Below are 22,989 nucleotides of genomic sequence, written 5' to 3'. Positions count from 1 at the left end.
GCCCGCACCCCTCAACGGGGGTGCGGGCCGCTGCCGTTCAGGCTTCTCATCGTTCTCTTATGCCGCCCTTATCCGTTCATCACGGTGCGTACTTAGCTTCACGCACATGTTCTTCACCTACCTGAGGCGCGAGCTGCGCCGCCGCAGAAAAGCGGCCCTCGTCGTGGCTTCCGGACTCGCGCTCGGTATTGCCCTGGTCATCGTCGTCAACTCCGTCTCATCCGGCATGGAGCAGGCGCAGGGCAAGGTCCTCCAGTCGCTCTACGGGCTCGGCACCGACATGACCGTCACCAAGGCCGCCGCCCCGGCCAAGGAGGGGAGCGGCCAGACCGGGCGCCCGCGCTTCAAGTTCGACGCCAAGGACTCCGGCGACGAGGGCAAGGAGCAGAGCAGCGACCGCGTCATGGTGCAGGGCTTCCAGACGCTGTCATCGGCCACCGTCGCCGAGGTCGGCGGCCAGAGCGGTGTCGACGACGCCGTCGGCGGGCTGAGCCTTCAGGTCATGAAGGTCAACGGCCAGTTCGAGCGGGGCGAGTTCGAGCAGGCGCCCGGCGGCGGCTCCACCGACAAGGGCCGGCAGCCCGGCGGTGGCGGCGGCGACCAGCAGGAGGGGCAGGTGCGCGGCGGGGGCGCCGACTTCGACGTCGACTCCTACAGCGTCTACGGCACGGACGTCGGCAAGCTCGACCTGGGCCCGCTGACCTCCTCGAAGATCAGCAAGGGGCGTACGTTCACGGGGTCGGAGTCCGACGCCAAGGTGGCCGTCGCGGATGCCTCGTACGCCAAGGAGAAGAAGCTCTCCGTGGGCGACACCGTCACGATCTCGGGCACCAAGATCAAGGTCGTCGGCATCGCGACGCCCGACAGCGGTGACGCGGCGGCCAACCTCTACCTTCCGCTCCGGCGCGCCCAGACCCTCGCCGACTCGAAGAACAAGATCACGACCGTGTACGTGAAGGCGGCGGACTCGCAGCGGATCGACGCGGTCAAGAGCGCCATCCAGAAGAACGTCTCGGGGACGACCGTGACCACATCGGCCGACCTCGCCGACACCGTGTCCGGTTCGCTCTCCACCGCCTCCGACCTCGCCTCCAGCGTCGGCAAGTGGCTGTCGGTCGCGGTGCTCGTGGCCGCCTTCCTGGTCGCGGGGCTCCTCACGTCGTCGGCGGTCAGCCGTCGCGTACGGGAGTTCGGCACCCTCAAGGCGCTCGGCTGGAAGAGCGGCCGCGTGACCCGGCAGGTCATCGGTGAGGCGGTCGTCAACGGCCTGGTGGGCGGAGTGCTCGGCATCGCCGTCGGCCTCGGCGGCGCGTACGTGGTGACGGCGATCAGCCCCACCCTGACGGCGGAACTCGGCTCGGCGGGCGGGCAGCCGGGCGGCGGCATGGGCGGCGGCGGCATGGGTGGCGGTCCCGGCGGCGGTCCCGGCGCCGCGCTGAGCGAGTCGGCGTCCAAGGCCCTGGACATCTCGCTGACCGCGCCGGTCAGCGCCACCACCATCGCGCTCGCCGTCGGCCTCGCCGTGGCCGGTGGCCTCGTCGCGGGCGCCTTCGGCGGCTGGCGTGCCTCGCGGCTGCGGCCCGCGGACGCCCTGCGCCGCGTCGAGTAGGCGGCTCCAGCGACCGCCGCCCAAGCCGCCAACCCCCTCACGTATCGCAGGAGTCACACCATGTACCAGCTCAGAGGCGTCACCAAGCAGTACCGCAGGGGCAAGGAGACCGTCGACGCGCTCGCCGGAGTCGACCTGGCCATCGGCGACGGCGACCGGCTCGTCATCCAGGGTCCGACGGGCGGCGGCAAGTCCACCCTCCTGCAGATGCTCGGCGGGCTCGACCGGCCGACGTCCGGCAGCGTCGAGCTCGACGGGGTCGATCTGGCCGCGCTGCCCGAGGCACGCCTGACCAAGGTGCGCGCCGAGTCGATCGGCTTCGTCTTCCAGTCCTTCAACCTGATCCCCACCCTCAGCGCCCAGGAGAACGTCGAGACGGCGCTCGTGCCCCTGGGCCTGCGCGCACCGGACCGCCGCGAACGCGCCGCCGACGCCCTGGACTCCGTGGGCCTCGGCGAACGCCGCAGCCACCTGCCCGCCGAGCTCTCCGGCGGCCAGCAGCAGCGCGTCGCCATCGCCCGCGCCCTGGTCAAACGGCCGAAGGTGCTGCTCGCCGACGAACCGACCGGCAACCTCGACGAGTCCATGCGCGACGAGATCATGGAGCTGCTCGAAGGGCTCTGGAAGGAGCACGGCCTCACGTTCGTGATGGTCACGCACGACAGCGCGATCGCCCGCAAGGCACCGCGCCTCGCGACGATCCGGCGCGGGCATATCAAGGTCACGGAGCGGGCCACTCGGTGACCACGCGGCCAACTCGTCACTTCTGACGCACTATTGAGCAGTTGTTCGACTCTGGGCAATACTTCCTCGTCCAGGGGCGGGAGCCCCTTGACCTCCAGGGGGAGACTTGCGCAGAAAAGTGAAGAGAGCCTATGGGGCCACGATCGCCACAGCGGCGGCCGTGGCCCTCGCCGCGGGCATGACCAGCCCGGCGTCGGCGGCGAAGCAGTCGCCCGACGCGATCCCGGCGGCCGCTCAGTCGGCGGGCCTCGACGGCGCCGGACAGAGCACGCACAGCATCACCCTCATCACCGGCGACCGCGTCACCGCCGACTCCAAGGGCCGCGTCGTCCGCTTCGAGCGGGCCAAGGGGCGCGAGCGGATACCCGTCATGACGAAGCGCGTCGGCGGCCACACCCTCGTGATACCGGCGGACGCGCAGCGCCTGATAGCCACCGGCAAGCTCGACCAGCGCCTGTTCGACATCACCGAACTGGCCAAGAAGGACAACCGCAAGGCCCAGAAGAAGGGCCTCAAGCTGATCGTCGGCTACAAGGGAGCTTCCGCGGCCGGGGCCAGGTCCGAGGTGCGCGCCGCGGGTGACACCACGGTCCGCAGGACCCTGAAGTCCCTGAACGCCGACGCCATCACCACCCCGAAGCAGGACGCCACCGACCTGTGGTCGGCGCTCGTCGACGGGAAGGGCGACGCCACCGCCTCCGGCGTCAGCCGGGTCTGGCTGGACGGCGTCCGCAAGGCGAGCCTCGACAAGAGCGTGCCGCAGATCGGCGCCGACAAGGCGTGGGCGGCCGGGTTCGACGGCAAGGGCGTCAAGGTCGCCGTCCTGGACACCGGCGTCGACGCCACGCACGTCGACCTGAAGGACCAGGTCGTCGGCGCGAAGAACTTCACCCCCGCCGCGGACGCCACGGACCACTACGGCCACGGCACCCACGTCGCGTCCATCGCGGCCGGCACCGGCGCGAAGTCGGGCGGCAAGCTCAAGGGCGTGGCGCCCGGCGCCAAGCTCCTGAACGGCAAAGTCCTGGACGACACCGGCTCCGGTGAGGACTCCGGGATCATCGCGGGCATGGAGTGGGCGGCCGACCAGGGCGCCGACATCGTCAACCTCAGCCTCGGCGGCGGTGACGCCCCCGGCGTCGACCCGCTCGAAGCGGAGGTCAACAAGCTCTCCGCGGAGAAGGGCATCCTCTTCGCGATCGCGGCGGGCAACGACGGAGAGCCCGGCAGCGTCGGCTCCCCGGGCAGCGCGGACGCGGCCCTCACGGTCGGCGCGGTCGACGACAACGACAAGCTCGCCGACTTCTCCAGCCAGGGCCCGCGCGTCGGCGACGGCGCCATCAAGCCCGACGTGACGGCGCCCGGCGTCGACATCACGGCCGCCGCCGCACCGGGCAGCGTCATCGACAAGGAGGTCGGCCAGAAGCCCGAGGGCTATCTGACGATCTCCGGTACGTCGATGGCGACCCCGCACGTGGCGGGCGCAGCCGCCCTGCTGAAGCAGCAGCACCCGGAGTGGAAGTACGCCGAGCTCAAGGGCGCGCTGACCGCGTCCACGAAGGGCGGCAAGTACACGCCGTTCGAGCAGGGTTCGGGCCGTATCGCCGTCGACAAGGCCATCAAGCAGTCGGTCGTCGCCGAGCCGGTGTCGCTCTCCTTCGCGCCCCAGCAGTGGCCGCACACCGACGACAAGCCGGTCACGAAGAAGGTGACGTACAAGAACCTCGGCAAGGAGGACGTCACCCTCGACCTGACGGTGTCGGGCACGAACCCCAAGGGCGCCCCGGCCCCCGCGGGCTTCTTCAAGCTCGGTGCGAAGACGGTCACGGTGCCCGCGGACGCCACGGCGTCGGTCGACCTGACCACCGACACCAAGCTCGGCGGAACCGTCGACGGCGCGTACTCCGCGTACGTCGTGGCGAGCGGCGGCGGCCAGTCCGTGCGCACGGCTGCCGCGGTCGAGCGCGAGGTCGAGTCGTACGAGCTGACGCTGAAGCACATCGGGCGCGACGGACAGGCCCCGAAGTACTACGACAGCGACCTGGAGGGTGTCTCGGGCCTCGCCGCCCAGAAGTCCTTCAACCCCTATGACGCGTCCGGCACGGTCAAGATCCGTGTCCCCAAGGGCGGTTACGTGCTCAACACGAGCATGTTCGCCGACCCGGCCGACTTCACCAAGGGCGCCGACTGGATCGCCCAGCCGAAGCTGAGCGTCACCAAGGACACGACCGTGACGCTGGACGCCCGCAAGGGCAAGCCGGTCGACATCACGGTCCCGTCCCCGGACGCCAAGTCCTCCTTCGCCTCGGCCGACTACACCATCGACACACCGGGCATGAGCTACTCGTTCGGCTGGTGGCTCGACTCGTACACCGACTTCCGGACCTCGCACCTGGGTCCGCAGGTGACCGACGGCTCGCTGTACCAGCAGTGGGACGGGCACTGGGAGAAGGGCGACGACACCGAGTACGACACCGTCGCCGGAGGCAAGGTCAAGCAGGTCGCGACCGGCTACACCAAGCACTACAAGGCGTCCGAGCTCGCCACGGTGAAGGCGAACCTGGGTGCCTCGGCCAAGGGCAAGAAGGGCACCATCGGCGCCCTCGGCTGGCTCCCCGGCAGCTCGGGCGGCTCCTCGATCAACGTTCCGCAGGCGCTGCCCGGCACCCGGACGCTGAACCTGTCGACGGCGGACGGCGTGAAGTGGGGCCTGAACTTCGAGCAGCAGGCCGGCGTCGACCCGGACGGCTGGCCGATCCTCGACGCGGGCTACTCGCTGGGCGCCGCCCAGACGTTCGCGGCGGGCAAGAGCTACGAGAAGACGTTCAACACGGCCGTCTTCGGCCCGCGCATCGGCGGCGAGTACGGCGTCTGGCGCGACGGCAACGAGATCGCGGGCTCCCTGCCGCTGTTCGCCGACGGCAAGACGCACGTGGGCTCCTCGCTCTACTCCTCGGTGAAGACCACCCTCTACAAGGGCTCCACCAAGATCGGCGAGAACGAGGACCCGCTGGCCGGCGGCGCCACGTTCAAGGTCCCGGCGGCGGACGCCGAGTACAAGCTGTCGACGTCCGTGAAGCGCAGCGTCAAGGTGGCGGCGGCCTCCACCCGCATCGACGCGAGCTGGACGTTCCGCTCCAAGAAGACCGACATGGCGAAGCTGCCGGTCTCCACGGCGCGGTTCGCCGCGGCGACCGACCTGAGCAGCAAGGCCAAGGCCGGCGAGACCCAGTCCGTGCCGGTGACCGTGCAGGGCGCGGCGGCGGGCGCGAACCTCAAGTCCCTTGCCGCGTACGTCTCGTACGACTACGGCCAGACCTGGAAGAAGGTCACCGTCAGCGGCGGCAAGATCAAGGTCAAGAACCCGGCCGCGGGCAAGGGGATCTCCTTCCACGCCAAGATCGCGGACAAGAAGGGGAACAAGTCGACGCTGTCGATCTACAACGCGTACTACGGCAAGTAGACCGGCAGTGAGTTAGCCGTGTGCGCCGGGCGCGGCGCCGAAGGGACCGTCGATCACGTATCGCCGGTATCCGTCGGCGCCGCGCCTTTCCTGCGCGTACAGCTCCTACGCGTACAGCGAACTCCCCTCCCGGCGCCGGGAGTTGTCGGACAGGGTGCTCACCGAGCGGCTCGCCCACCTGGCCGCCGCGGGCCCGGTTCCGCGCACCAGGACACCCGGCGCGCCCTGTCGGCACCACCCACCGCAGAGGAAACCGACGTCACATGAGCTCCCACACCGTCGAGTACATCCGCTACCGCATCCCGTCCGACCTCTCCGCGGAGTTCCTCTCCGCGTACACGCGCGCCGCCGTCCCGCTGGCCGCGGCCCCGCAGTGCGTCGACTACGAACTCACGCGCTGCGAGGAGGACTTCGAGCACTTCATCCTGCGCATCACCTGGACCTCGACCAAGGACCACCTGGAGGGCTTCCGGGGCTCCGAGCTCTTCCGTGACTTCTTCGCGGAGATCCGGCCGTACGTCGAGAACATCGAGGAGATGCGCCACTACACCCCCACCGCCGTGCGCGGCACGGGCGCGTCGACGCCGACCCTGTACGCGTGGGCGGGCGGCGAGGAGAGCTTCGAGCGCCTGACGGAGGTCTTCTACGAGAAGGTGCTCAAGGACGACCTCCTCGCACCGCTCTTCGAAGGCCTGCCCGTCGAGCACGCCCGGCACGTCGCCCAGTGGCTCGGCGAGGTCTTCGGCGGCCCCGCGGCCTACTCGCAGGAGCACGGCGGCCACAGCCAGATGGTCGGCAAGCACCTCGGCAAGGGCATCACCGAACCGCAGCGCCGCCGCTGGGTCAACCTGATGCAGGACGCGGCGGACGACGCGGGGCTGCCCACGGACGCGGAGTTCCGGTCGGCCTTCCTCGCCTACGTCGAGTGGGGCACCCGCCTCGCGGTCTACTTCTCCGGCCCCGACGCGAGCCGCCCCACCGACCAGCCGGTGCCGCTGTGGAACTGGGGCGCGGCGCCTCCGTACCAGCCGTGAGCTACTTGCTCGTGCCCGCCGCCCCGGTGCGCGTCGCGTCCGCTCCCCAGCTGGCGAGCAGCCGCAGGGCGTCGGCCGACGCCGAGTCAGGCTCCGCGTGGTAGGCGATCAGTGACTGGTCGTGATCGTCGGGCAGCCGCAGCGTCTCGTACGACAAGGTCAGATCGCCCACCAGGGAGTGGTGCAGGCGCTTGATCCCGTGGCCCTTCTCCCGCACGTCGTGCGTGGCCCACAGGCTCCGGAACTCCTCGCTCTTCACGGAGAGCTCGCCGACCAGGGCCGAGAGCAGCGGATCGTTCGGATAGCAGCCCGCGTCCATCCGCAGGTAGCTCACGATGTCCGACGCCTTCTGCTCCCAGTCCTGGAACAGCGCGCGCGACTCGGGGCGCAGAAAACAGATCCGGGCCCAGTTCCGCTCCTCGGGCGGCAGGGTGCCCCAGTCGCCGAAGAGCGCGGAGGCCATGCGGTTCCAGCCGAGGATGTCCGTGCGGCGCCCCGCCACATAGGCGGGGACGCCGTCCATCGAGTCCAGGAGCTGGAGCAGCGCGGGCCGCACGCGCTGCGGGCGGGCCTGGCGCTTCTTCTTGTGCTGCTTCGGCTTGGCCAGGTGCGTCAGGTGGGCGTGCTCGGCGTCCGTCAGGCGCAGTGCGCGGGCGATCGCGTCCAGGACCTCGCCGGAGACGTTGCGGCCGTTGCCCTGCTCAAGGCGTGTGTAGTACGCCACGGAGACCCCCGCGAGCTGCGCGAGCTCCTCGCGGCGAAGCCCCGGCACCCGCCGGTGGCGGCCGAAATTGGGCAGGCCGACGTCCTCCGGCTGCAGCCGGGCCCTGCGGGTGCGCAGGAACTCGCTGAGCTCGGCGCGGCCGTCGAGGGGCTCCGGGGCGGCGGGGGAGGGCGTGACCTGATCGTCCATGTATTCCAGTATCAGGGCTCCGAAGCCCGTGAGCCTGTCCCCGCCAGTAGTAGGACCAATGGACGTAGGCAGAGCCGTGACCTGGGTAGATGCCGATGAGCCTGGCACGGTTGATGGCATGACCGCACAGACCAGCACCACCACCGTTACCGCCTATGCCGCCCCGTCCAGCAAGGCTCCCCTGGAGCGGACCACCATCCCGCGCCGCCCGGTGGGCGAGTCCGACGTGCTGATCGACATCAAGTACGCCGGCATCTGCCACTCGGACATCCACCAGGCCCGCGACGGCTGGGGCGAAGGCATCTTCCCGATGGTTCCGGGGCACGAGATCGCCGGTGTCGTCACCGAGGTCGGCTCCGCCGTCACCAAGTTCGCCGTCGGCGACCGCGTCGGCGTCGGCTGCATGGTCGACTCCTGCCGCGAGTGCGAGAACTGCAAGGCAGGCCTCGAGCAGTACTGCCTCAAGGGCAACGTCCCGACGTACAACGGACTCGGCAAGGACGGCGAGCCCACCTACGGCGGCTACTCCACGCACGTCGTCGTGGACGAGGCGTTCACCGTCCGCATCCCCGACGGCCTCGCCCTGGACGTCGCCGCGCCGCTCCTGTGCGCGGGCATCACCACGTACTCCCCGCTCCACCGCTGGCAGGCGGGCCCCGGCAAGAAGGTCGCCGTCGTCGGCCTCGGCGGGCTCGGCCACATGGGCGTCAAGATCGCGCACGCGATGGGCGCCGAGGTCACCGTCCTCTCGCAGTCCCTGCGCAAGAAGGACGACGGCCTCAAGATGGGCGCCGACCACTACTACGCGACCAGCGACGAGGCCACCTTCGAGCAGCTCGCGGGCTCCTTCGACCTGATCCTCTCGACGGTCTCCGCGCCGCTGCCCCTGGACAAGTACCTGGGCCTGCTGCGCTCGGAGGGTGCCTTCGTGAACGTCGGCGCCCCCGAGGAGCCGGTCTCCCTCAACCTCTTCTCCGTGATCGCGGGCGGCAAGACCCTCGCGGGCTCCATGATCGGCGGCATCCAGGAGACCCAGGAGATGCTGGACTTCTGCGCCGAGCACGGCCTGGGCTCGGAGATCGAGCTGATCAACGCCGACCAGATCAACGAGGCGTACGAGCGTGTCCTCGCCAGTGACGTGCGCTACCGCTTCGTGATCGACGCGGCCACGATCTGAGGATGCCGGCGTGACGTGGGGATGACGGCCTGGGGCCGTGTGGCCGGAACTCGACTCGGCCCGCGGCCCTAGGCCGCATTGCGCAGCAGGTGGAGGGCCGTGTGACCGATGCCGGGCGCACGGCCCGTGCCTAGTGTGGTGGGCGTCAACACGGCACTTCGGGCGTAGCGGTCGGACGTCCGGAGCAGACGCAGGAAGAGGTCGCTCGATGACCATCCAGCTCAACCACACCATCGTCGCCGCGCAGGACAAGAAGGCGTCCGCCCAGTTCCTCGCCGACATCCTGGGCCTTGAAGTGGGCCCCCAGTACGGCCCGTTCCTCCCGGTCGAGATCCCCAACGGGGTCACGCTGGACTACGCCGCGAGCGACGGCGGGCCGATCACCCCCCAGCACTACGCCTTCCTGGTGTCCGAGGACGAGTTCGACGCCATCTTCGGCCGCATCAAGGACGCGGGGCTCACCTACTGGGCCGACCCGCAGCACAAGATCGTCAACGAGATCAACACCAACGACGGCGGCCGTGGCGCCTACTGGGACGACCCGAACGGCCACATCCTGGAGATCTTTACGAGGCCGTACGGCAGCGGGGCCTGAGCGCGTTGCCCCGCGAGACACCTTCTCTTGCGACCTCCGCTTACTCCGCTTACTCCGCGTCCTCCGCGAGGAAGTCGAGTACGAGGGGTGTCGCCACCTCGGCGAACTCCTCGAAGTAGGCATGGCGCGCGCCGGAGATGAGCCGCATCCGGGCCCCGGGGATACGTTCCGCGAGCAGCGGCGCGTTGGCGGTGGGGTTGAACACGTCGTCGGTGCCGTGCACGACGAGGGCCGGCGCCGTGATCCGCGGCAGCGCGTCCCAGGCGTCGTGCCGGGCGCTGGCCCGGAGGTGCCGGCGGCGTGCGTGCGGGGGCATGGCCGGATCGCCGAGGGTGTGGAACACCGTCCGCTCCCCTTGCCGGGCGATCCACCCGGGGGTGTACATCAGCTCCTTCAGGGCGCGGTGCGCCGCCGCGGCATCGGGCTGGGTGAGGGCGCTCCGCACCTCGGGCCCGCGCTCGACGCCGTGCGGCGCCCCCGGTGACGTACACCCGAGGACGAGCCGGTCGACCCGCCCGGGGTGGTCGGCCGCGAGCCACTGGGCGACCCGGCCGCCCATCGACGTCCCGTACACATGGGCGCGGTCGATCCCCGCGTGGTCGAGCACGGCGACGACGTCGCGGGCGAAGCCGGGCGTGCTGTAGCTGTCGGTGTCGGGGCTGCCGCTCTCGCCGGTGCCGCGCCAGTCGAGTACGACGGTTCGGTACGCGGCGGCGAAGTCGTCTCGCACCGGGTCCCACCAGCGGCGGCTGTTGGACTGGCCGCTGAGCAGGATCAGGGGGCGGCCGGAGCCGTGGACTTCGTAGTGCAGGGCGGTGCCGTCGGCGGCTTCAGCGAGGGGCATGGGGTGAACGGTAGCCACCTGGGATTGTTGACGGGTCCTCGGCTGGTCCTCGGGTGGCCCTCGGTAGGCCCTTGGATTGGTCCCCGGGTGGTCCTCGCTAAGGTGCCGGGATGATTGGGACGCCCATCGAGGTACCAGAGGACTTCGCGCTGAGCACGGTCCAGCGGGAGGGCGAGCGAGGCCGGGCCTGGCTCGCGACCCTGCCGGAGCTGGTCGCCGAGCTGGCCGGGCGCTGGGACTGCGAGCCCGCGGGGGCGCCCACGCACGGGCAGGTCGGCATCGTCGTCCCCGTGAGACGCCGGCGCGACGGAGCGCCCGCCGTCCTGAAGGTCTCCTTCCCGCACCCCGGCAACGTGTACGAGCCCGACGCCCTCGCGCTGTGGTCGGGCCGGGGCGCGGTCCGCCTGTACGAGCGGGACGACGCGCGGTTCGCGATGCTGCTGGAGCGGGCGGGCGCGGTTCCAGGCGCGGATGGGGGCCCGGGTGCGGGGGTGGGGTCTCTCGCCGACGTCGAGGACACCGACGAGGCGGTGACCGTGGCCGGGCGCCTCGCGCGCCGCCTCGCCGTGCCCGCGCCCGCAGGGCTGCCCCGGATGAGCTCGCTCGTGGGCGAGTGGGAGTGTGAACTGAGAGACGAGGAACGGGAGTTGGGCTCACCGCTGCCCGCGCGTGTGGTCGCCGCGGCGATCGGAACCGTACGCGAACTGGGCGGGGACCAGCCGGACACCCTGATCCACGGCGACCTGCACTTCACGAACGTACTGAGGTCACAGCGCGAACCCTGGCTCGCGATCGACCCCAAGGGCTATGTCGGAGACCCGGCGTACGACTCGATCACCCTGCTCCGCGCCCGCTTCGAGCCGCTGCTCACCGCCCCCGATCCCAGGGCCGCGGCCCTGCGCCGCCTGGCGGTCTTCGCCGACGCGGCGGAGGTCGACCGTGAGCGGGCCAGAAGGTGGGCGCAGGCGCGGGCGGTGACGGCGGCGCACTGGGGGCTGCGGCACGGGGATCCGGCGTGGCTGGTCAAGGCGACGGAGGCGCTGGCGGAGGCGCTGACGTGAGGCGTTCGCCGGGGGCAGAACGCTGATCCCTTCCCGTGGGGCGTGCGGCTCCTACCCTGGGAGGGTGAGCAGCCACGAGCGGTACCACGAGCCGGAGCGGGTCAAGCCCCTTGAGCAGGCAGCGCCGCCCCAGGAGCAGGCCAAGCCCTTGGAGCAGGCCCGCGTCATCCCGTTGCGTCCGCGCTCGGAGCGAACGGCGCCGCATCGCCCCGTCGCGCCGTCGATCCGTACAACTCCCGTGCATCCGGAGGCGAAAGAGCCCCTGTGGCGGGACGTGGTGGGCGACGTGCTGCGCCGCGAGCGCCGCGCGCAGGAACGTACGCTCAAGGATGTCGCCGACGCGGCCCGCATCTCGATGCCGTACCTCTCCGAGCTGGAGCGCGGCCGCAAGGAGGCTTCGTCCGAAGTCCTCGCGGCCGGCGCCCGTGCGCTGGGACTGAGCCTGGCGGACCTTCTCTCCCTGGCCCAGACCGAGTTGACCCGCCAGACGCAGTCCGCGCGCCCGCGCCAGGGAGACATCCGCCTGGCGGCGTAAGGCTTACACCTACACCTACACCTACACCTACACCTACACCTACACCTGCACCTACGCTGCCGCGGCGAGCATCCGTCGGCTGAGCACCTCGTCGGCGAGCCCGTACGCCACCGCGTCCTCGGCGGTGAATACCTTGTCGCGGTCCATGTCCGCCCGCAGCGTGGCGACATCGTGCCCCGAGTGCCGGGACAGCACGTCCTCCACCTGTGAGCGGATGCGCACCATCTCCTTGGCCTGGAGGGCGAGGTCGGAGACCGTCCCCTGCTGCCCGCCGCTCGCGGGCTGACCGAGCAGCACGCGCGAGTGCTCGAGGACGAGCCGCCGCCCGGGGTCGCCCCCGGCGAGGAGCACGGCGGCGGTGGACGCGGCCTGCCCGACGCAGAACGTCGAGATGGGCGCGCTGATGAAGCTCATGGTGTCGTAGATGGCCATGAGCGAAGTGAACGAGCCACCGGGGGAGTTGATGTAGATGGAGACTTCGCGCTCGGGGTTCGAGGACTCCAGGTGCAGCAGTTGCGCGATGACGACATTCGCCACGCCGTCGTCGATCTCGGTCCCGAGGAAGATGATCCGCTCCGAGAGGAGCCGGCTGTAGACGTCGTAGGCGCGCTCGCCCTGCGGAGTGCGCTCGACGACGGTAGGAATCGTGTACTGGCTCATGACGTCAGACCCCCAGTCCCATACGCGGCTTGGTCGCGGCGGGCCGCACATCGGCGAGCGAATCGAGCACGCGGTCGACCATCCCGTACTCCTTGGCCTGCTCGGCGGTGAACCACCGGTCACGGTCGCCGTCCCGCGAGATGGTCTCCTGCGACTGCCCGGTGTGCTCGGCGGTGATCCGCTCGACGGCCTTCTTCGTGAACTCCAGGTTCTCGGCCTGGATCGCGATGTCGGCGGTGGTCCCGCCGATACCGGCGGACGGCTGATGCATCATGATCCGCGCGTTGGGCAGCGCGTAACGCTTCCCCGCGGTCCCGACGGTCAGCAGGAACTGCCCCATGCTCGCGGCGAACCCCATGGCGAGGGTCGACACGTCGTTGGGGATCAGCCGCATGGTGTCGTAGATGGCGAGCCCGGCGGTGACGGAACCGCCGGGGCTGTTGACGTAGAGACTGATGTCGGTGCGCGGGTCCTCGGCGGAGAGCAGCAGCAGCTGCGCGCACACGCGGTTGGCGGAGACCTCGTCGACCTGGGTGCCCAGAAGGACGATCCGCTGGGTCAGCAACTGCGCGGCCAGATGGTCGTCGAACCGCGTCGAGGGCGTCTCGCCCTCGGAGGCTCGCGGGGCATTGACGATGGATGGCATCGTTCGTCCTCCTGACGGGTGGGGCGGCTCAGCTGCCGCCCGCTGTCCTGTCCCACCACCTTCGGACGCCCGCACCGGCCGCGTAAGTGTTCTTGGCCCGCAGCAGATTCGCTGACGGCAGAGGGGTCCGTCAGTCCCGGCGGATGTGCTTGACCCCGGTCCAGGCGCGGCGCAGACGACCGGTCAGGGCGCTGTCCGTGTTCGGGGCGAGGGTCAGGCCGGAGGCGGCCGCGATGTGGTCGGCGACCTGGGGGACCGTGAGGTGGTCGGTCCACACCTGTTCGGCGAACTGCGGCTCGCGCAGCCGCTCCAGACACAGATCGAGCTTCGTCACGGCGAAGCTCTCGCGACGCAGCGGGGCGTCCTTGCCGCTCACCACCCGTACCGCGTGCCCGAAGCGGCGCTCGCGCAGGCGTCGCAGGACGGTGCGCCGATCGGCGAGAAGTGCGAAGTGCCGTACGTCGTGCCCGCGTTCGCGCAGCCGCCCGACGGTCTCCTCAAAATAGCGAGGCTCCACAACGGTCATAGGCACAATCACGACGCGCCTGCCGCTGCCACTTCGCCTGCCGCTGCCGCTGCCGCTGCCGCTGCGGCTGTCGCGGTGCTCCGCGAGGGCCAGCTCAAGCACGTACGCGGTCTGCGTCTTGCCGCCCCCGAAGGGGCCGTTGATCCACAGAAGCATGCGCGGAGCCTACGAGAAGAGTTCATCGAGAACGGCCGAAGCAGCATAGATTCCTCTCCGACCCGCCCGGCCACCTGCCTGACCAGGCGAGAACCGAAGACGTAGGGGGAACTCATATGCGGCGACGACGGAACATGGGCCGCGGCCCGGCCCTCTGCGCGGCACTGCTGTGCGTCGCGCTCGGCACTGGCTGCGCCGGTGGTCAGGACAGGGCGGACGACCAGGCAAGGGCATCGCCCACCGGCCCCCACCAGAAGAAGACCGCGCCCCCTTCACCCCCCTCAACGGCTCACGATGAGCGGAGGCTCGGCGAGCAGGCGGAGAAGGCGGTGGGTGCGGAAGAGATCGACGACAACGACCCGCTCTTCGTGGAGTCCGGCCTCGAACGTGTCGGGGACGGCATCCACACGGCCTCGGAGACGCAACGAGGAAGCTCACTGGAGCTGTCGGTCGCCTGCGCCGGAAAGGGAAAGATCACCCTCTCCGTAGGCCCGAAAAAGGCCGTCAGCCAGACCATGACCTGCGACGGAGTCCCCGTACTCCACCGCATCACGTCCGCCCCGAGCACACTCAGCATCAACACGGACAGCAAGCCCGGAGCCACGGGAATGGTGGCCTGGCGTCTCGCCAAGGCCGACGAGTAGGTCACCCGACGAAGCTGCCTGCCCCGCGCAGCTGTCGGCGGAGGATCAGCATCTTCCGTTTCTGCCAGCGCCGGTCACAACGCTCCACCATGGACCCAGTCCGCCGCGATACGTCCTGCTCGCCCCCGACCCGGGAGGGTCGACGTCATGCCGCCGGGGCGAACCGGGACCGAAAGTGATCTCCCGGCGGCTGACGAGTGGGGCTTGTCCGCTGCTGTTGCTTCGTCGGGTGTTACTCCGTCGGCTCGGGGGCCGTGGCGATGCCGGTCGGGCAGGCGCGGCCCCAGTTCGTTTCCGAGGGGCTGTCCAGTTGCAGGCCCGTGCCGCCGATTCCGCAGTAGCCGTCGGGGTTCTTGTCCAGGTATTGCTGGTGATAGTCCTCGGCGGGCCAGAACGGGCGGGGGGCCGCCGGGAGGATGGTCGTGGTGATCTCGCCGTGGGTCGCCGCGGTGAGTACCTGCTGGTAGGCGTCGCGGGATGCCACCGCCGCCGCTTCCTGGTCGGGGGAGTGGGTGTAGATCGCGGAGCGGTACTGCGTGCCCACGTCGTTGCCCTGGCGGAAGCCCTGCGTGGGGTTGTGGGACTCCCAGAAGAGCTTCAGGAGTGCGGCGTACGAGACGCGGGTGGGGTCGAAGACCACGCGGACCGCTTCCGTGTGGCCGGTCAGGCCGCTGCAGACCTCCTCGTAGGAGGGGTTCTCGGTGTACCCGCCTTGGTAGCCGACGTACGTCGTCCAGACGCCTTCCGTCTGCCAGAACTTGCGCTCCGCCCCCCAGAAGCAGCCGAGCCCGAAGTCCGCGATCTCCAGGCCGTCGGGGTAGGGGCCCAGGAGCGGGTTGCCCAGGACCGTGTGGCGGGACGGGACCTGGAATTCGGGGGTCGAGCGGCCCTTGAGGGCCTGCTCGGGGGTGGGGAGCTCGGGCGTACGGCCGAAGAGCATCGGGCTGTCCTCCAGGAACGGGGCGGGGCAGATGTGCGTAGGGGCGACTGTTGGCGGCTACCCGTTCAACGCGTGTGGGGGGAGCCGCATTCCTCCGCGGCCGGTGGGGACGGCCTTAGTGCGACAGCGTCGCCGGGCTGCCGCCGTTCGCCTCGTACCCCGCGACCGCGAGCGCGCGGTACACCGCGTAGTCCGCGGCCGGGTCCGTGGAGACGGTCCAGGGCAGGGCGCCCACGTGGCCGTCCACGTGGATCAGCTGGTTCATCGCCTCCGACCAGCGCTCGCAGCGGACCAGGAAGAAGATCAGGAGGTGCCGCACGTGCGCCAGCATCGGGTCGTCGGGGCGGGCCGAGTGGACCGCGTACAGCGCGCCGCCCAAGGCCTTCGTGACGACCTCGCTCTCGTAGAAACCACGGACGAGATTCACCTCGGGCAGGTGTTCGTACACCGCGAAGAGGGGGAGCGCGGAGAGGAGCGAGCCCCTGGGGGCGCGGGCCGCCGCGGCCTCCGCGAAGTCGTTCGCAAGCTCGCGCGAGCCGTGCCACTTCTCGCACCAGTAGTGCAGGGCCGCCAGATGCGCCCCCATGTGCGCGGGCGCGCGATCCAGGATCTTCAGCCACAGCTGCTCGAACTCCTCGCGCGGGTACGCGAGACCGCGGGCGATGGAGAGCTCGATGATGTACGGGATGGGGTCACCGGGGGAGAGCAGCGCGGCCTGCGCGCAGGCCTCCTTCGCCTCCTCCAGGATGATCCGGAACTCGTCCGTCCCGGACTGCGACGACCGCCAGGCCTGCTGGACCAGGAACTCCGCGTGCACGGCCGCGCCGCCCGCGTCCTTGGGCGCCTCGGCCCGCCACACCCGCAGCCACTGCCCGCCGGGCTGGTCGCTGACCCCGCCGGGACGCCGCTGCAGCTCCAGGGAGGCCGCGCCCGCGAACGCCTGCACGCGCTGCCAGCGCACCTCGCCGTGCACCTCCGTGCCCGCGAGCAGCTGCGACGCCGCCTTCCACGTCTGCGACTGCTGGACCACGTCAAGGACGTCCAGGAGGTCGTGGTCCGGGCCCGGCATGCGGATGTCCAGCTCCTCCTGACGTGCGAAGCCGTAGTCCGCCGGGTCCGCGGCGTCCGGTGAACCGGGGGCGACCTGGCGGATTCCGCCGCGCCTGCGCAGCAGGATCGGGCCGAGCACCGCCCCGATCATGATCGCCGCCATCAGAACCCAGAGAATCTCCATGACACAAGCGAACCAGACGGGTCTGACACTTGGCGAACCAGTCTCGAACTCGTCGGTCCTTTCCCCGTCCCTTCCTCCGTCCCGCTCCCCGTCCCGGACTAGGCTCTGGCCACATGAGTGACACGTTCAGGAGTCAGAGTTTCGAGACCGTCGCGATCCACGCGGGCAACACCGCCGACCCGCTGACCGGCGCGGTCGTCCCGCCGATCTACCAGGTGTCGACGTACAAGCAGGACGGCGTCGGCGGGCTGCGCGGCGGCTACGAGTACAGCCGCAGCGCCAACCCCACCCGTACCGCCCTGGAGGAGAACCTCGCCGCGCTCGAGGGCGGCAGGCGCGGGCTCGCCTTCGCGTCGGGCCTCGCAGCCGAGGACTGCCTCCTGCGTACGCTGCTCGCTCCCGGTGACCACGTGGTCATCCCCAATGACGCGTACGGCGGCACGTTCCGCCTCTTCGCGAAGGTCGTCTCGCGGTGGGGCGTCGAGTGGTCGGTCGCCGACACCTCCGACCCGGCGGCGGTGCGGGCCGCGGTGACCGACCGTACGAAGGCGATCTGGGTGGAGACGCCCTCGAACCCGCTGCTCGGCATCACCGACATCGCCGCGGTCGCGCAGGTCGCCAAGGAGGCGGGGGCCCGCCTCGTCGTCGACAACACCTTCGCGAGCCCCTACCTCCAGCAGCCCCTCGCGCTCGGCGCGGACGTCGTCGTGCACTCCCTGACGAAGTACATGGGCGGGCACTCGGACGTCGTGGGCGGCGCGCTGGTCGTCGACGACGCCGGGCTCGGCGAGGAGCTGGCCTACCACCAGAACGCGATGGGCGCGGTGGCCGGGCCCTTCGACGCGTGGCTGGTCCTTCGCGGCATCAAGACGCTGGCCGTCCGGATGGACCGGCACAGCGAGAACGCGACGAAGGTCGCCGAGATGCTGACCCGGCACGCGCGCGTGACGCGCGTTCTCTACCCCGGGCTTCCGGAGCACCCCGGTCACGAGACCGCGGCCAAGCAGATGAAGGCGTTCGGCGGGATGGTGTCCTTCATGGTCACCGGGGGCGAGGAGGCCGCGGTCGCCGTCTGCGACCGCGCGAAGCTGTTCACCCTCGGCGAGTCCCTCGGCGGCGTGGAGTCCCTGATCGAGCACCCCGGGCGGATGACGCACGCCTCCGTGGTGGGCTCGGCGCTCGAGGTCCCCGCGGATCTGGTGCGGCTCTCGGTGGGCATCGAGAACGTGGACGACCTGCTCGCCGACCTCCAGCAGGCGCTGGGCTAGTCCAGGGGCCGGCCACGCCCGCGCGCGGTCACCAGCGCGTCAGCGGTGGAGTCGTCTCCGAAGGCGGCTCCACCCAGGGCTGGGCGATCGACGCCCAGATGACGAAGGCGACGGCCGCACCGAGCAGCAGGAGCCACAGCAGCCTGCGCAGCGCCCTTCGGCGGCGCAGCTTGCGGCCGCCGCGGCGGATCGCCTCTTCGTAGAGCGCGGGCGGCACCGAGGGGGGCGTGCCGTCGTCGAGGAGATGACGGACCGCGTTCTCCTTGCGGTCGAACTGGCTCATGACGGCGCCGCCTCCGGCAGATGACGCGCGGGCGCCGGGCCGCGCGGCGGGTGCAGGACCGTCTCCATCGCGCGGGAGCAGATAGCGCCCACCCGGTCGGCGGGGAGGCCGAGCAGCGCCGCCGTCTGTTCCTCGGCGACACCCTCGTACAGCCGCAGCACGAGAATCAGCCGCTCCTGGGGCGTCAGCCCGGCAAGGACGCCGCCGTGGCCGCGGTGGCGCCGCCAGGCACCGCGTGCGAAGCGGATGGCCAGCTGCTGGCGGGTGCGGTCGTACGGGTCCTCGCCGCGCATCCGGTCCCAGACCGCGTACGAATGTGCGAGGGACGCGGTCAGCAGGGCACGCGCGCGGGGATTGGCGTCCGGCGGCTCGGTGGTGAGCAGCGTGGCGGCATGGAGCAGCCGCCCTGCCGCGCCCGCGACGAATGCCTCGAACTCCCGGGCCCGGCGGGCGTTCATCAACGCCTGCCGTTCGCGCACCGCGCCTCCCGCCATGAGGGGACGGGCCCCCGGTCTCATATGAGGCCAGGCACACGTCCGAGGTCAAGAGGCAGGCGCCCCCTGAGCTGTCGGACTCGGGGGGCGCGTGCGGGCAAGGAGCCGTCGGGCTCAGGAAGCGGGTGCTTCCGGAGGGACCTGAGACGTCTGGCGGGCGGAGAGCGCGGAATTGAAGCGCGTGAGGAGCGTGCAGAAGCTTTCGCGCTCCTCCGGGGACCAGTCGCCCGTCAACTCGGCCATGAGGTCGCGCCGTGACGACCGCACTTCATTGAGGCGTGCCTCGCCGCGCGGCGACAGCTGGAGGACCACGGCGCGGCCGTCCTCAGGGTGCGACGTGCGCTTGACCAGCCCCGTGTCGACCAGCGGGGCGACCTGCCGGGTGACCGTGGACGAGTCGATGCCCATGCTGGCCGCGAGCGCCTTCACGCCCATCGGCCCCTCCTTGTCGAGGCGGTTGAGCAGCAGGTATGCGGCGCGGTCCATGGAGTTGCGGACCTGTCCTACGCCGCCGAGGCGGGTCTGCTCCGCACGGCGGGCGAACACGGCCACCTGGTGCTGGAGCGTGTCGAGGAGGCCGGGATCGCTGGCGGTCGTCATGTCCGGAGTTGTGGGCATGGCCGGGGGCTCACTTCATGCGAGGGCGATGGGTTGGGGGACAGGGTACGCGGCCGGGACGCGGGGCGTACCGGCGCTGCGCAAACCAGTCTCGGCACGTGGTCACCGCAGGAGGACCCCGGTGTGAACTGGGAGACTGGCCGTCATGAGCTACCGCACACGTCACTCCTTGCCGTCGGTCACCCTCGACGACGTGCGCGGCGCCCAGAAGATGCTCTCGGGCGTGTCCAGGGTGACGGCGATGGAGGGCAGCAGGCACCTCTCGCAGCTGGTGGGCTCACCGGTCCACTTCAAGTGCGAGAACCTCCAGCGGACGGGCTCCTTCAAGCTGCGTGGCGCGTACGTCCGGATCGCGGGCCTGCTCCCCGAGGAGCGCGCGGCGGGTGTGGTCGCCGCGAGCGCGGGCAACCACGCGCAGGGCGTGGCCCTCGCGTCCTCGCTGCTCGGCGTGCGGTCCACGGTGTTCATGCCGGTGGGCGCCCCGCTGCCCAAGGTGGCGGCGACCCGGGAGTACGGCGCCGAGGTGCGGATGCACGGTCAGGTGGTCGACGAGACGCTGGCCGCGGCGCAGGAGTACGCGCAGGAGACGGGCGCCGTCTTCATCCACCCCTTCGACCACCCCGACATCATCGCGGGGCAGGGCACGGTGGGCCTGGAGATCCTGGAGCAGTGCCCCGAGCTGCGCACCCTGGTCATCGGCATCGGCGGCGGCGGGCTCGCCGCAGGCATCGCGGTGGCGGTCAAGACGCTGCGCCCGGACGTCACGGTGATCGGCGTGCAGGCGGCGGGCTCGGCGGCGTACCCGCCCTCGCTCGCGGCCGGGCACCCCGTGTCGATCGAGAACCCGGCGACGATGGCCGACGGCATCAAGGTCGGCCGCCCCGGCGACGTGCCGTTCCAGATCATCGAGGAGCTGCTCGACGACGTGGTCACCGTCTCCGAGGACGAGCTGTCCAGCGCGCTGCTGCTCTGCCTGGAGCGGGCCAAGATGGTCGTCGAGCCCGCGGGCGCGAGCCCCGTCGCGGCCCTCCTGAGCCGGCCGCGGGACTTCGAGGGGCCGGTGGTCGCGCTCCTGTCGGGCGGCAACGTCGACCCGCTGCTGATGCAGCGGATCCTGCGCCACGGCATGGCGGCGGCCGGCCGCTACCTGTCGCTGCGTCTGCGCCTCACGGACCGGCCCGGGGCCCTGGCCACGCTTCTCGGGGTGTTGTCAGTGGTCGACGCTAACGTCCTCGACGTGGGCCACGTGCGGACCGATCCGCGCCTCGGACTCACGGAGGTGGAGGTGGAGTTGCACCTGGAGACCAAGGGCCCCGCGCACTGCACCGAGGTCGGCGCGGCGCTGCGCGAGGCGGGCTACACCGTCATCGGCTGACGGAAAATCCCGCGCACGGCCCGCCGTTCCCCGCTATTTTGCGTTGTCCACAGGCTTCGCCGACCGTTTTCCACAGGCTTCACCCACCCCGTTGAAGAGACGCGATGTATCGCGTTATGGTGTGTCTCACGTCACTGGTCGCCGGGCGCTCGGTACCCGGCAAATCTAAGCTTTTCCGTAGGAAGTCACCCAAACCACTGGGAGAACCCACATGCCAGGCGCCATCTACGCCGAAGGCCTCGTGAAGACCTTCGGCGACGTAAAGGCTCTGGACGGCGTCGATCTGGATGTCCCGGAAGGCACCGTGCTCGGCCTTCTCGGGCCGAACGGCGCGGGCAAGACCACCGCCGTCCGCTGTCTGACGACGCTTCTGACGCCGGACAGCGGACGGGCGCTCGTCGCGGGCATCGACGTACTGAAGCATCCGAACGACGTGCGGCGCTCGATCGGTCTCTCCGGCCAGTTCGCCGCCGTCGACGAGTACCTGACGGGCCGAGAGAACCTCCAAATGGTCGGCCAGCTCTACCAGATGAAGGCCAAGGAGGCGAAGGTCAGGGCGGCTGAGCTGCTCGACCGGTTCAATCTCGCCGACGCGGCCGACCGCCCCTCCAAGACGTATTCGGGAGGCATGCGCCGCCGCCTCGACCTCGCGGCCGCGCTCGTCGTGTCGCCCCCGGTGATGTTCATGGACGAGCCGACCACCGGCCTCGACCCGCGCAACCGCCAGCAGCTCTGGGAGGTCATCCAGGAGCTGGTGTCGGGCGGCACGACCCTGCTGCTCACCACCCAGTACCTCGAAGAGGCCGACCACCTGGCGCACGACATCTGCGTCATCGACCACGGCCGGGTCATCGCCCGCGGCACCTCCGACCAGCTCAAGGCGCAGACCGGCGGCGAGCGCGTCGAGGTCGTGGTGCACGAGCGCGAGCACATCGCGTCGGCCACGGAGGTCCTGCGCGGCCTCGGCAAGGGCGAGGTCGCCGTCGAGAACCACACCCGCAAGCTCACGGTCCCGGTCACCGGCGGCGCCAAGCTGCTCGCCGAGGTCATCCGCGAGCTGGACAACCGCGGGGTCGAGATCGACGACATCGGGCTGCGCCGCCCGACCCTGGACGACGTGTTCATCTCGCTGACGGGCCACGTGGCCGAGGTGGAGACCACCGAGGACGCCGAGACCACCGAGGGCGCCGGGACCGGCAAGGCCGGCCAAGAGACGGAGGGTGCGAAGTGAGCGCGGTATCCGACACTCGACAGATCCTGGCTCCTCGCCCCAAAGGCGGCATCGGCCAGTCGGCCAGGGACTCCCTGGTCGTGGCCCGCAGGAACCTGATCCGCATGACCAGGATCCCCGAGATGATCCTCTTCGGGGTCATCCAGCCGGTGATGTTCGTGGTGCTGTTCACGTACGTCTTCGGTGGCTCCATCAACATTCCGGGCGCGCCCGCCGGAAGCGCGAGCGCCTACAAGGAATTCCTGATGGCGGGCATCTTCGCGCAGACCGTCACGTTCGCCACGGCTGGCGCCGGCGCGGGTATCGCCGACGACATGCACAAGGGCCTGATCGACCGCTTCCGGTCGCTGCCGATGGCGCGTGGCGCCGTTCTGACCGGGCGCACGCTCGCGGACCTGGTGCAGACGGCCGTGACCCTGGCCGTGCTGGCAGCGGTGGCCCTGATCGTCGGCTGGCGCACGCACGAGAACCTCGGCAAGGTCCTCGCGGGCTTCGGCCTGCTGCTCCTCCTCGGGTACGCGTTCACCTGGATCGGCGCCCTGATCGGGCTGTCCGTGCGGACCCCCGAGGCGGCCACCTCCGGCGGGCTGATCTGGCTGTTCCCGCTGACGTTCATCTCGAACGCGTTCGTGCCGGTCAACGGCATGCCGAAGTTTCTCCAGTACGTCGCCGAGTGGAATCCGTTCAGTGCCACGGTGGCGGCGGCGCGAGAGCTGTTCGGCAACACGATCGAGGGTGTGCCGAAGTCGGTCACCGGAGCCTGGCCGATGGAGCACCCCGTCTGGGCCTCGCTGATCTGGTCCGTGCTCATCATCGCCGCGTTCCGCACGCTCGCGGTCCGCAAGTACCGCAAGGCGGATTGACCGGAGCTGCGGATTGACCGGAGCTATGGACCGGAGCCATGCGTGAGGCCCCCGGCGCACAGTCTGTCTCTTATAC

Annotated in this window: 23 protein-coding genes; 13 read left to right on the top strand and 10 right to left on the bottom strand. The window is 70.6% G+C overall.

Annotated elements, in window-relative coordinates; genetic code table 11:
• Positions 1-106 precede the first annotated feature (106 nt).
• The 4 genes from ACFUPX_RS40945 (at position 107) to ACFUPX_RS40930 (ending at position 6,850) form a co-directional block, all read left to right on the top strand.
• Positions 107-1,609, top strand: a complete 1,503-nt coding sequence (locus ACFUPX_RS40945; RefSeq protein ID WP_383334249.1) for an ABC transporter permease — start codon at positions 107-109, stop codon at positions 1,607-1,609.
• Between the two features lie 60 nt (positions 1,610-1,669).
• Positions 1,670-2,353, top strand: coding sequence for an ABC transporter ATP-binding protein (locus tag ACFUPX_RS40940; protein WP_383334247.1), 684 nt, complete (start codon positions 1,670-1,672; stop codon positions 2,351-2,353).
• Between the two features lie 118 nt (positions 2,354-2,471).
• The gene (locus ACFUPX_RS40935) at positions 2,472-5,816 is read left to right on the top strand and encodes a S8 family serine peptidase (protein ID WP_383334245.1); all 3,345 of its coding nucleotides are present in this window, start codon (positions 2,472-2,474) and stop codon (positions 5,814-5,816) included.
• 263 nt (positions 5,817-6,079) lie between these two features.
• Entirely contained in the window at positions 6,080-6,850 is a 771-nt protein-coding gene (locus ACFUPX_RS40930) for a group II truncated hemoglobin (protein WP_383334243.1), read from the top strand.
• Position 6,851: 1 nt separating this feature from the next.
• Here the strand turns inward: ACFUPX_RS40930 and ACFUPX_RS40925 are convergent, their stop codons facing one another.
• Positions 6,852-7,763, bottom strand: a complete 912-nt coding sequence (locus ACFUPX_RS40925; protein ID WP_383334241.1) for a helix-turn-helix transcriptional regulator — start codon at positions 7,761-7,763, stop codon at positions 6,852-6,854.
• Positions 7,764-7,881: 118 nt separating this feature from the next.
• Between ACFUPX_RS40925 and ACFUPX_RS40920 the strand changes: the two genes are divergently transcribed.
• A complete protein-coding gene (locus ACFUPX_RS40920) occupies positions 7,882-8,940 on the top strand; it encodes an NAD(P)-dependent alcohol dehydrogenase (protein ID WP_383334239.1) in 1,059 nt (352 codons plus the stop codon).
• A gap of 208 nt (positions 8,941-9,148) precedes the next feature.
• The gene (locus ACFUPX_RS40915) at positions 9,149-9,535 is read left to right on the top strand and encodes a VOC family protein (protein WP_383334237.1); all 387 of its coding nucleotides are present in this window, start codon (positions 9,149-9,151) and stop codon (positions 9,533-9,535) included.
• Positions 9,536-9,584: 49 nt separating this feature from the next.
• On the opposite strand, the gene ACFUPX_RS40910 is transcribed toward ACFUPX_RS40915, so the two are convergent.
• Entirely contained in the window at positions 9,585-10,379 is a 795-nt protein-coding gene (locus ACFUPX_RS40910) for an alpha/beta fold hydrolase (RefSeq protein WP_383334235.1), read from the bottom strand.
• A 110-nt stretch (positions 10,380-10,489) separates the two neighbouring features.
• On the opposite strand from ACFUPX_RS40910, the gene ACFUPX_RS40905 reads away from it, so the two are divergent.
• The gene (locus ACFUPX_RS40905) at positions 10,490-11,440 is read left to right on the top strand and encodes an aminoglycoside phosphotransferase family protein (protein WP_383334233.1); all 951 of its coding nucleotides are present in this window, start codon (positions 10,490-10,492) and stop codon (positions 11,438-11,440) included.
• Positions 11,441-11,588: 148 nt separating this feature from the next.
• Entirely contained in the window at positions 11,589-11,975 is a 387-nt protein-coding gene (locus ACFUPX_RS40900) for a helix-turn-helix domain-containing protein (protein WP_383334251.1), read from the top strand.
• Positions 11,976-12,026: 51 nt separating this feature from the next.
• Here ACFUPX_RS40900 and ACFUPX_RS40895 read toward each other — a convergent pair whose 3' ends face one another.
• The 3 genes from ACFUPX_RS40895 to ACFUPX_RS40885 form a co-directional block, all read right to left on the bottom strand.
• Entirely contained in the window at positions 12,027-12,635 is a 609-nt protein-coding gene (locus tag ACFUPX_RS40895; RefSeq protein ID WP_383334231.1) for a ClpP family protease, read from the bottom strand.
• Positions 12,636-12,639: 4 nt separating this feature from the next.
• Positions 12,640-13,281 carry an ATP-dependent Clp protease proteolytic subunit gene (locus ACFUPX_RS40890; RefSeq protein WP_383334229.1) on the bottom strand — a complete coding sequence of 214 codons (642 nt, stop codon included), beginning with the start codon at positions 13,279-13,281 and terminating at the stop codon, positions 12,640-12,642.
• 130 nt (positions 13,282-13,411) lie between these two features.
• Positions 13,412-13,963, bottom strand: a complete 552-nt coding sequence (locus ACFUPX_RS40885) for an ATP-binding protein (protein WP_383334227.1) — start codon at positions 13,961-13,963, stop codon at positions 13,412-13,414.
• Between the two features lie 116 nt (positions 13,964-14,079).
• Here ACFUPX_RS40885 and ACFUPX_RS40880 point away from each other — a divergent pair, with 116 nt between their 5' ends.
• Positions 14,080-14,607 (top strand): hypothetical protein, encoded by a 528-nt coding sequence (locus ACFUPX_RS40880; protein WP_383334225.1) that lies wholly within the window; start codon positions 14,080-14,082, stop codon positions 14,605-14,607.
• Positions 14,608-14,839: 232 nt separating this feature from the next.
• On the opposite strand, the gene msrA is transcribed toward ACFUPX_RS40880, so the two are convergent.
• Together msrA and ACFUPX_RS40870 are read right to left on the bottom strand one after the other, a co-directional pair.
• Complete coding sequence (gene msrA / locus ACFUPX_RS40875) at positions 14,840-15,547, bottom strand: peptide-methionine (S)-S-oxide reductase MsrA (protein ID WP_383334223.1); 708 nt, start codon at positions 15,545-15,547, stop codon at positions 14,840-14,842.
• A 115-nt stretch (positions 15,548-15,662) separates the two neighbouring features.
• Positions 15,663-16,781: a hypothetical protein gene (locus ACFUPX_RS40870; protein WP_383334221.1), complete on the bottom strand. Its 1,119-nt coding sequence runs from the start codon at positions 16,779-16,781 to the stop codon at positions 15,663-15,665.
• A 113-nt stretch (positions 16,782-16,894) separates the two neighbouring features.
• Here ACFUPX_RS40870 and ACFUPX_RS40865 point away from each other — a divergent pair, with 113 nt between their 5' ends.
• On the top strand, positions 16,895-18,049 hold the full coding sequence (locus ACFUPX_RS40865; protein ID WP_383334219.1) for a cystathionine gamma-synthase: 1,155 nt from the start codon (positions 16,895-16,897) through the stop codon (positions 18,047-18,049).
• Positions 18,050-18,077: 28 nt separating this feature from the next.
• Here ACFUPX_RS40865 and ACFUPX_RS40860 read toward each other — a convergent pair whose 3' ends face one another.
• From ACFUPX_RS40860 to ACFUPX_RS40850, 3 genes are all read right to left on the bottom strand, one after another.
• Positions 18,078-18,332, bottom strand: a complete 255-nt coding sequence (locus ACFUPX_RS40860; RefSeq protein ID WP_383334217.1) for a hypothetical protein — start codon at positions 18,330-18,332, stop codon at positions 18,078-18,080.
• Positions 18,329-18,811: a sigma factor-like helix-turn-helix DNA-binding protein gene (locus tag ACFUPX_RS40855; protein WP_383334215.1), complete on the bottom strand. Its 483-nt coding sequence runs from the start codon at positions 18,809-18,811 to the stop codon at positions 18,329-18,331. Before ACFUPX_RS40855 ends, ACFUPX_RS40860 begins: the two co-directional genes overlap by 4 nt.
• A gap of 129 nt (positions 18,812-18,940) precedes the next feature.
• Entirely contained in the window at positions 18,941-19,444 is a 504-nt protein-coding gene (locus ACFUPX_RS40850) for a MarR family winged helix-turn-helix transcriptional regulator (protein WP_383334213.1), read from the bottom strand.
• A 145-nt stretch (positions 19,445-19,589) separates the two neighbouring features.
• Here ACFUPX_RS40850 and ilvA point away from each other — a divergent pair, with 145 nt between their 5' ends.
• The 3 genes from ilvA (at position 19,590) to ACFUPX_RS40835 (ending at position 22,913) form a co-directional block, all read left to right on the top strand.
• Positions 19,590-20,819 carry a threonine ammonia-lyase gene (gene ilvA, locus ACFUPX_RS40845; RefSeq protein ID WP_383334211.1) on the top strand — a complete coding sequence of 410 codons (1,230 nt, stop codon included), beginning with the start codon at positions 19,590-19,592 and terminating at the stop codon, positions 20,817-20,819.
• Positions 20,820-21,030: 211 nt separating this feature from the next.
• Complete coding sequence (locus ACFUPX_RS40840) at positions 21,031-22,050, top strand: ATP-binding cassette domain-containing protein (protein ID WP_383334209.1); 1,020 nt, start codon at positions 21,031-21,033, stop codon at positions 22,048-22,050.
• Positions 22,047-22,913, top strand: a complete 867-nt coding sequence (locus ACFUPX_RS40835; RefSeq protein ID WP_383334207.1) for an ABC transporter permease — start codon at positions 22,047-22,049, stop codon at positions 22,911-22,913. The genes ACFUPX_RS40840 and ACFUPX_RS40835 overlap by 4 nt, the downstream gene beginning before the upstream one ends.
• The last annotated feature ends 76 nt before the right edge of the window (positions 22,914-22,989 follow it).

Origin of the sequence: Streptomyces sp. NPDC057302 (genome assembly GCF_042667685.1) — a bacterium.
In the GTDB taxonomy this organism is placed as follows: Bacteria; Actinomycetota; Actinomycetes; order Streptomycetales; family Streptomycetaceae; genus Streptomyces.
Note: the sequence above shows the minus strand (reverse complement) of the source record. Positions and strands in the feature narration are given on the sequence as shown.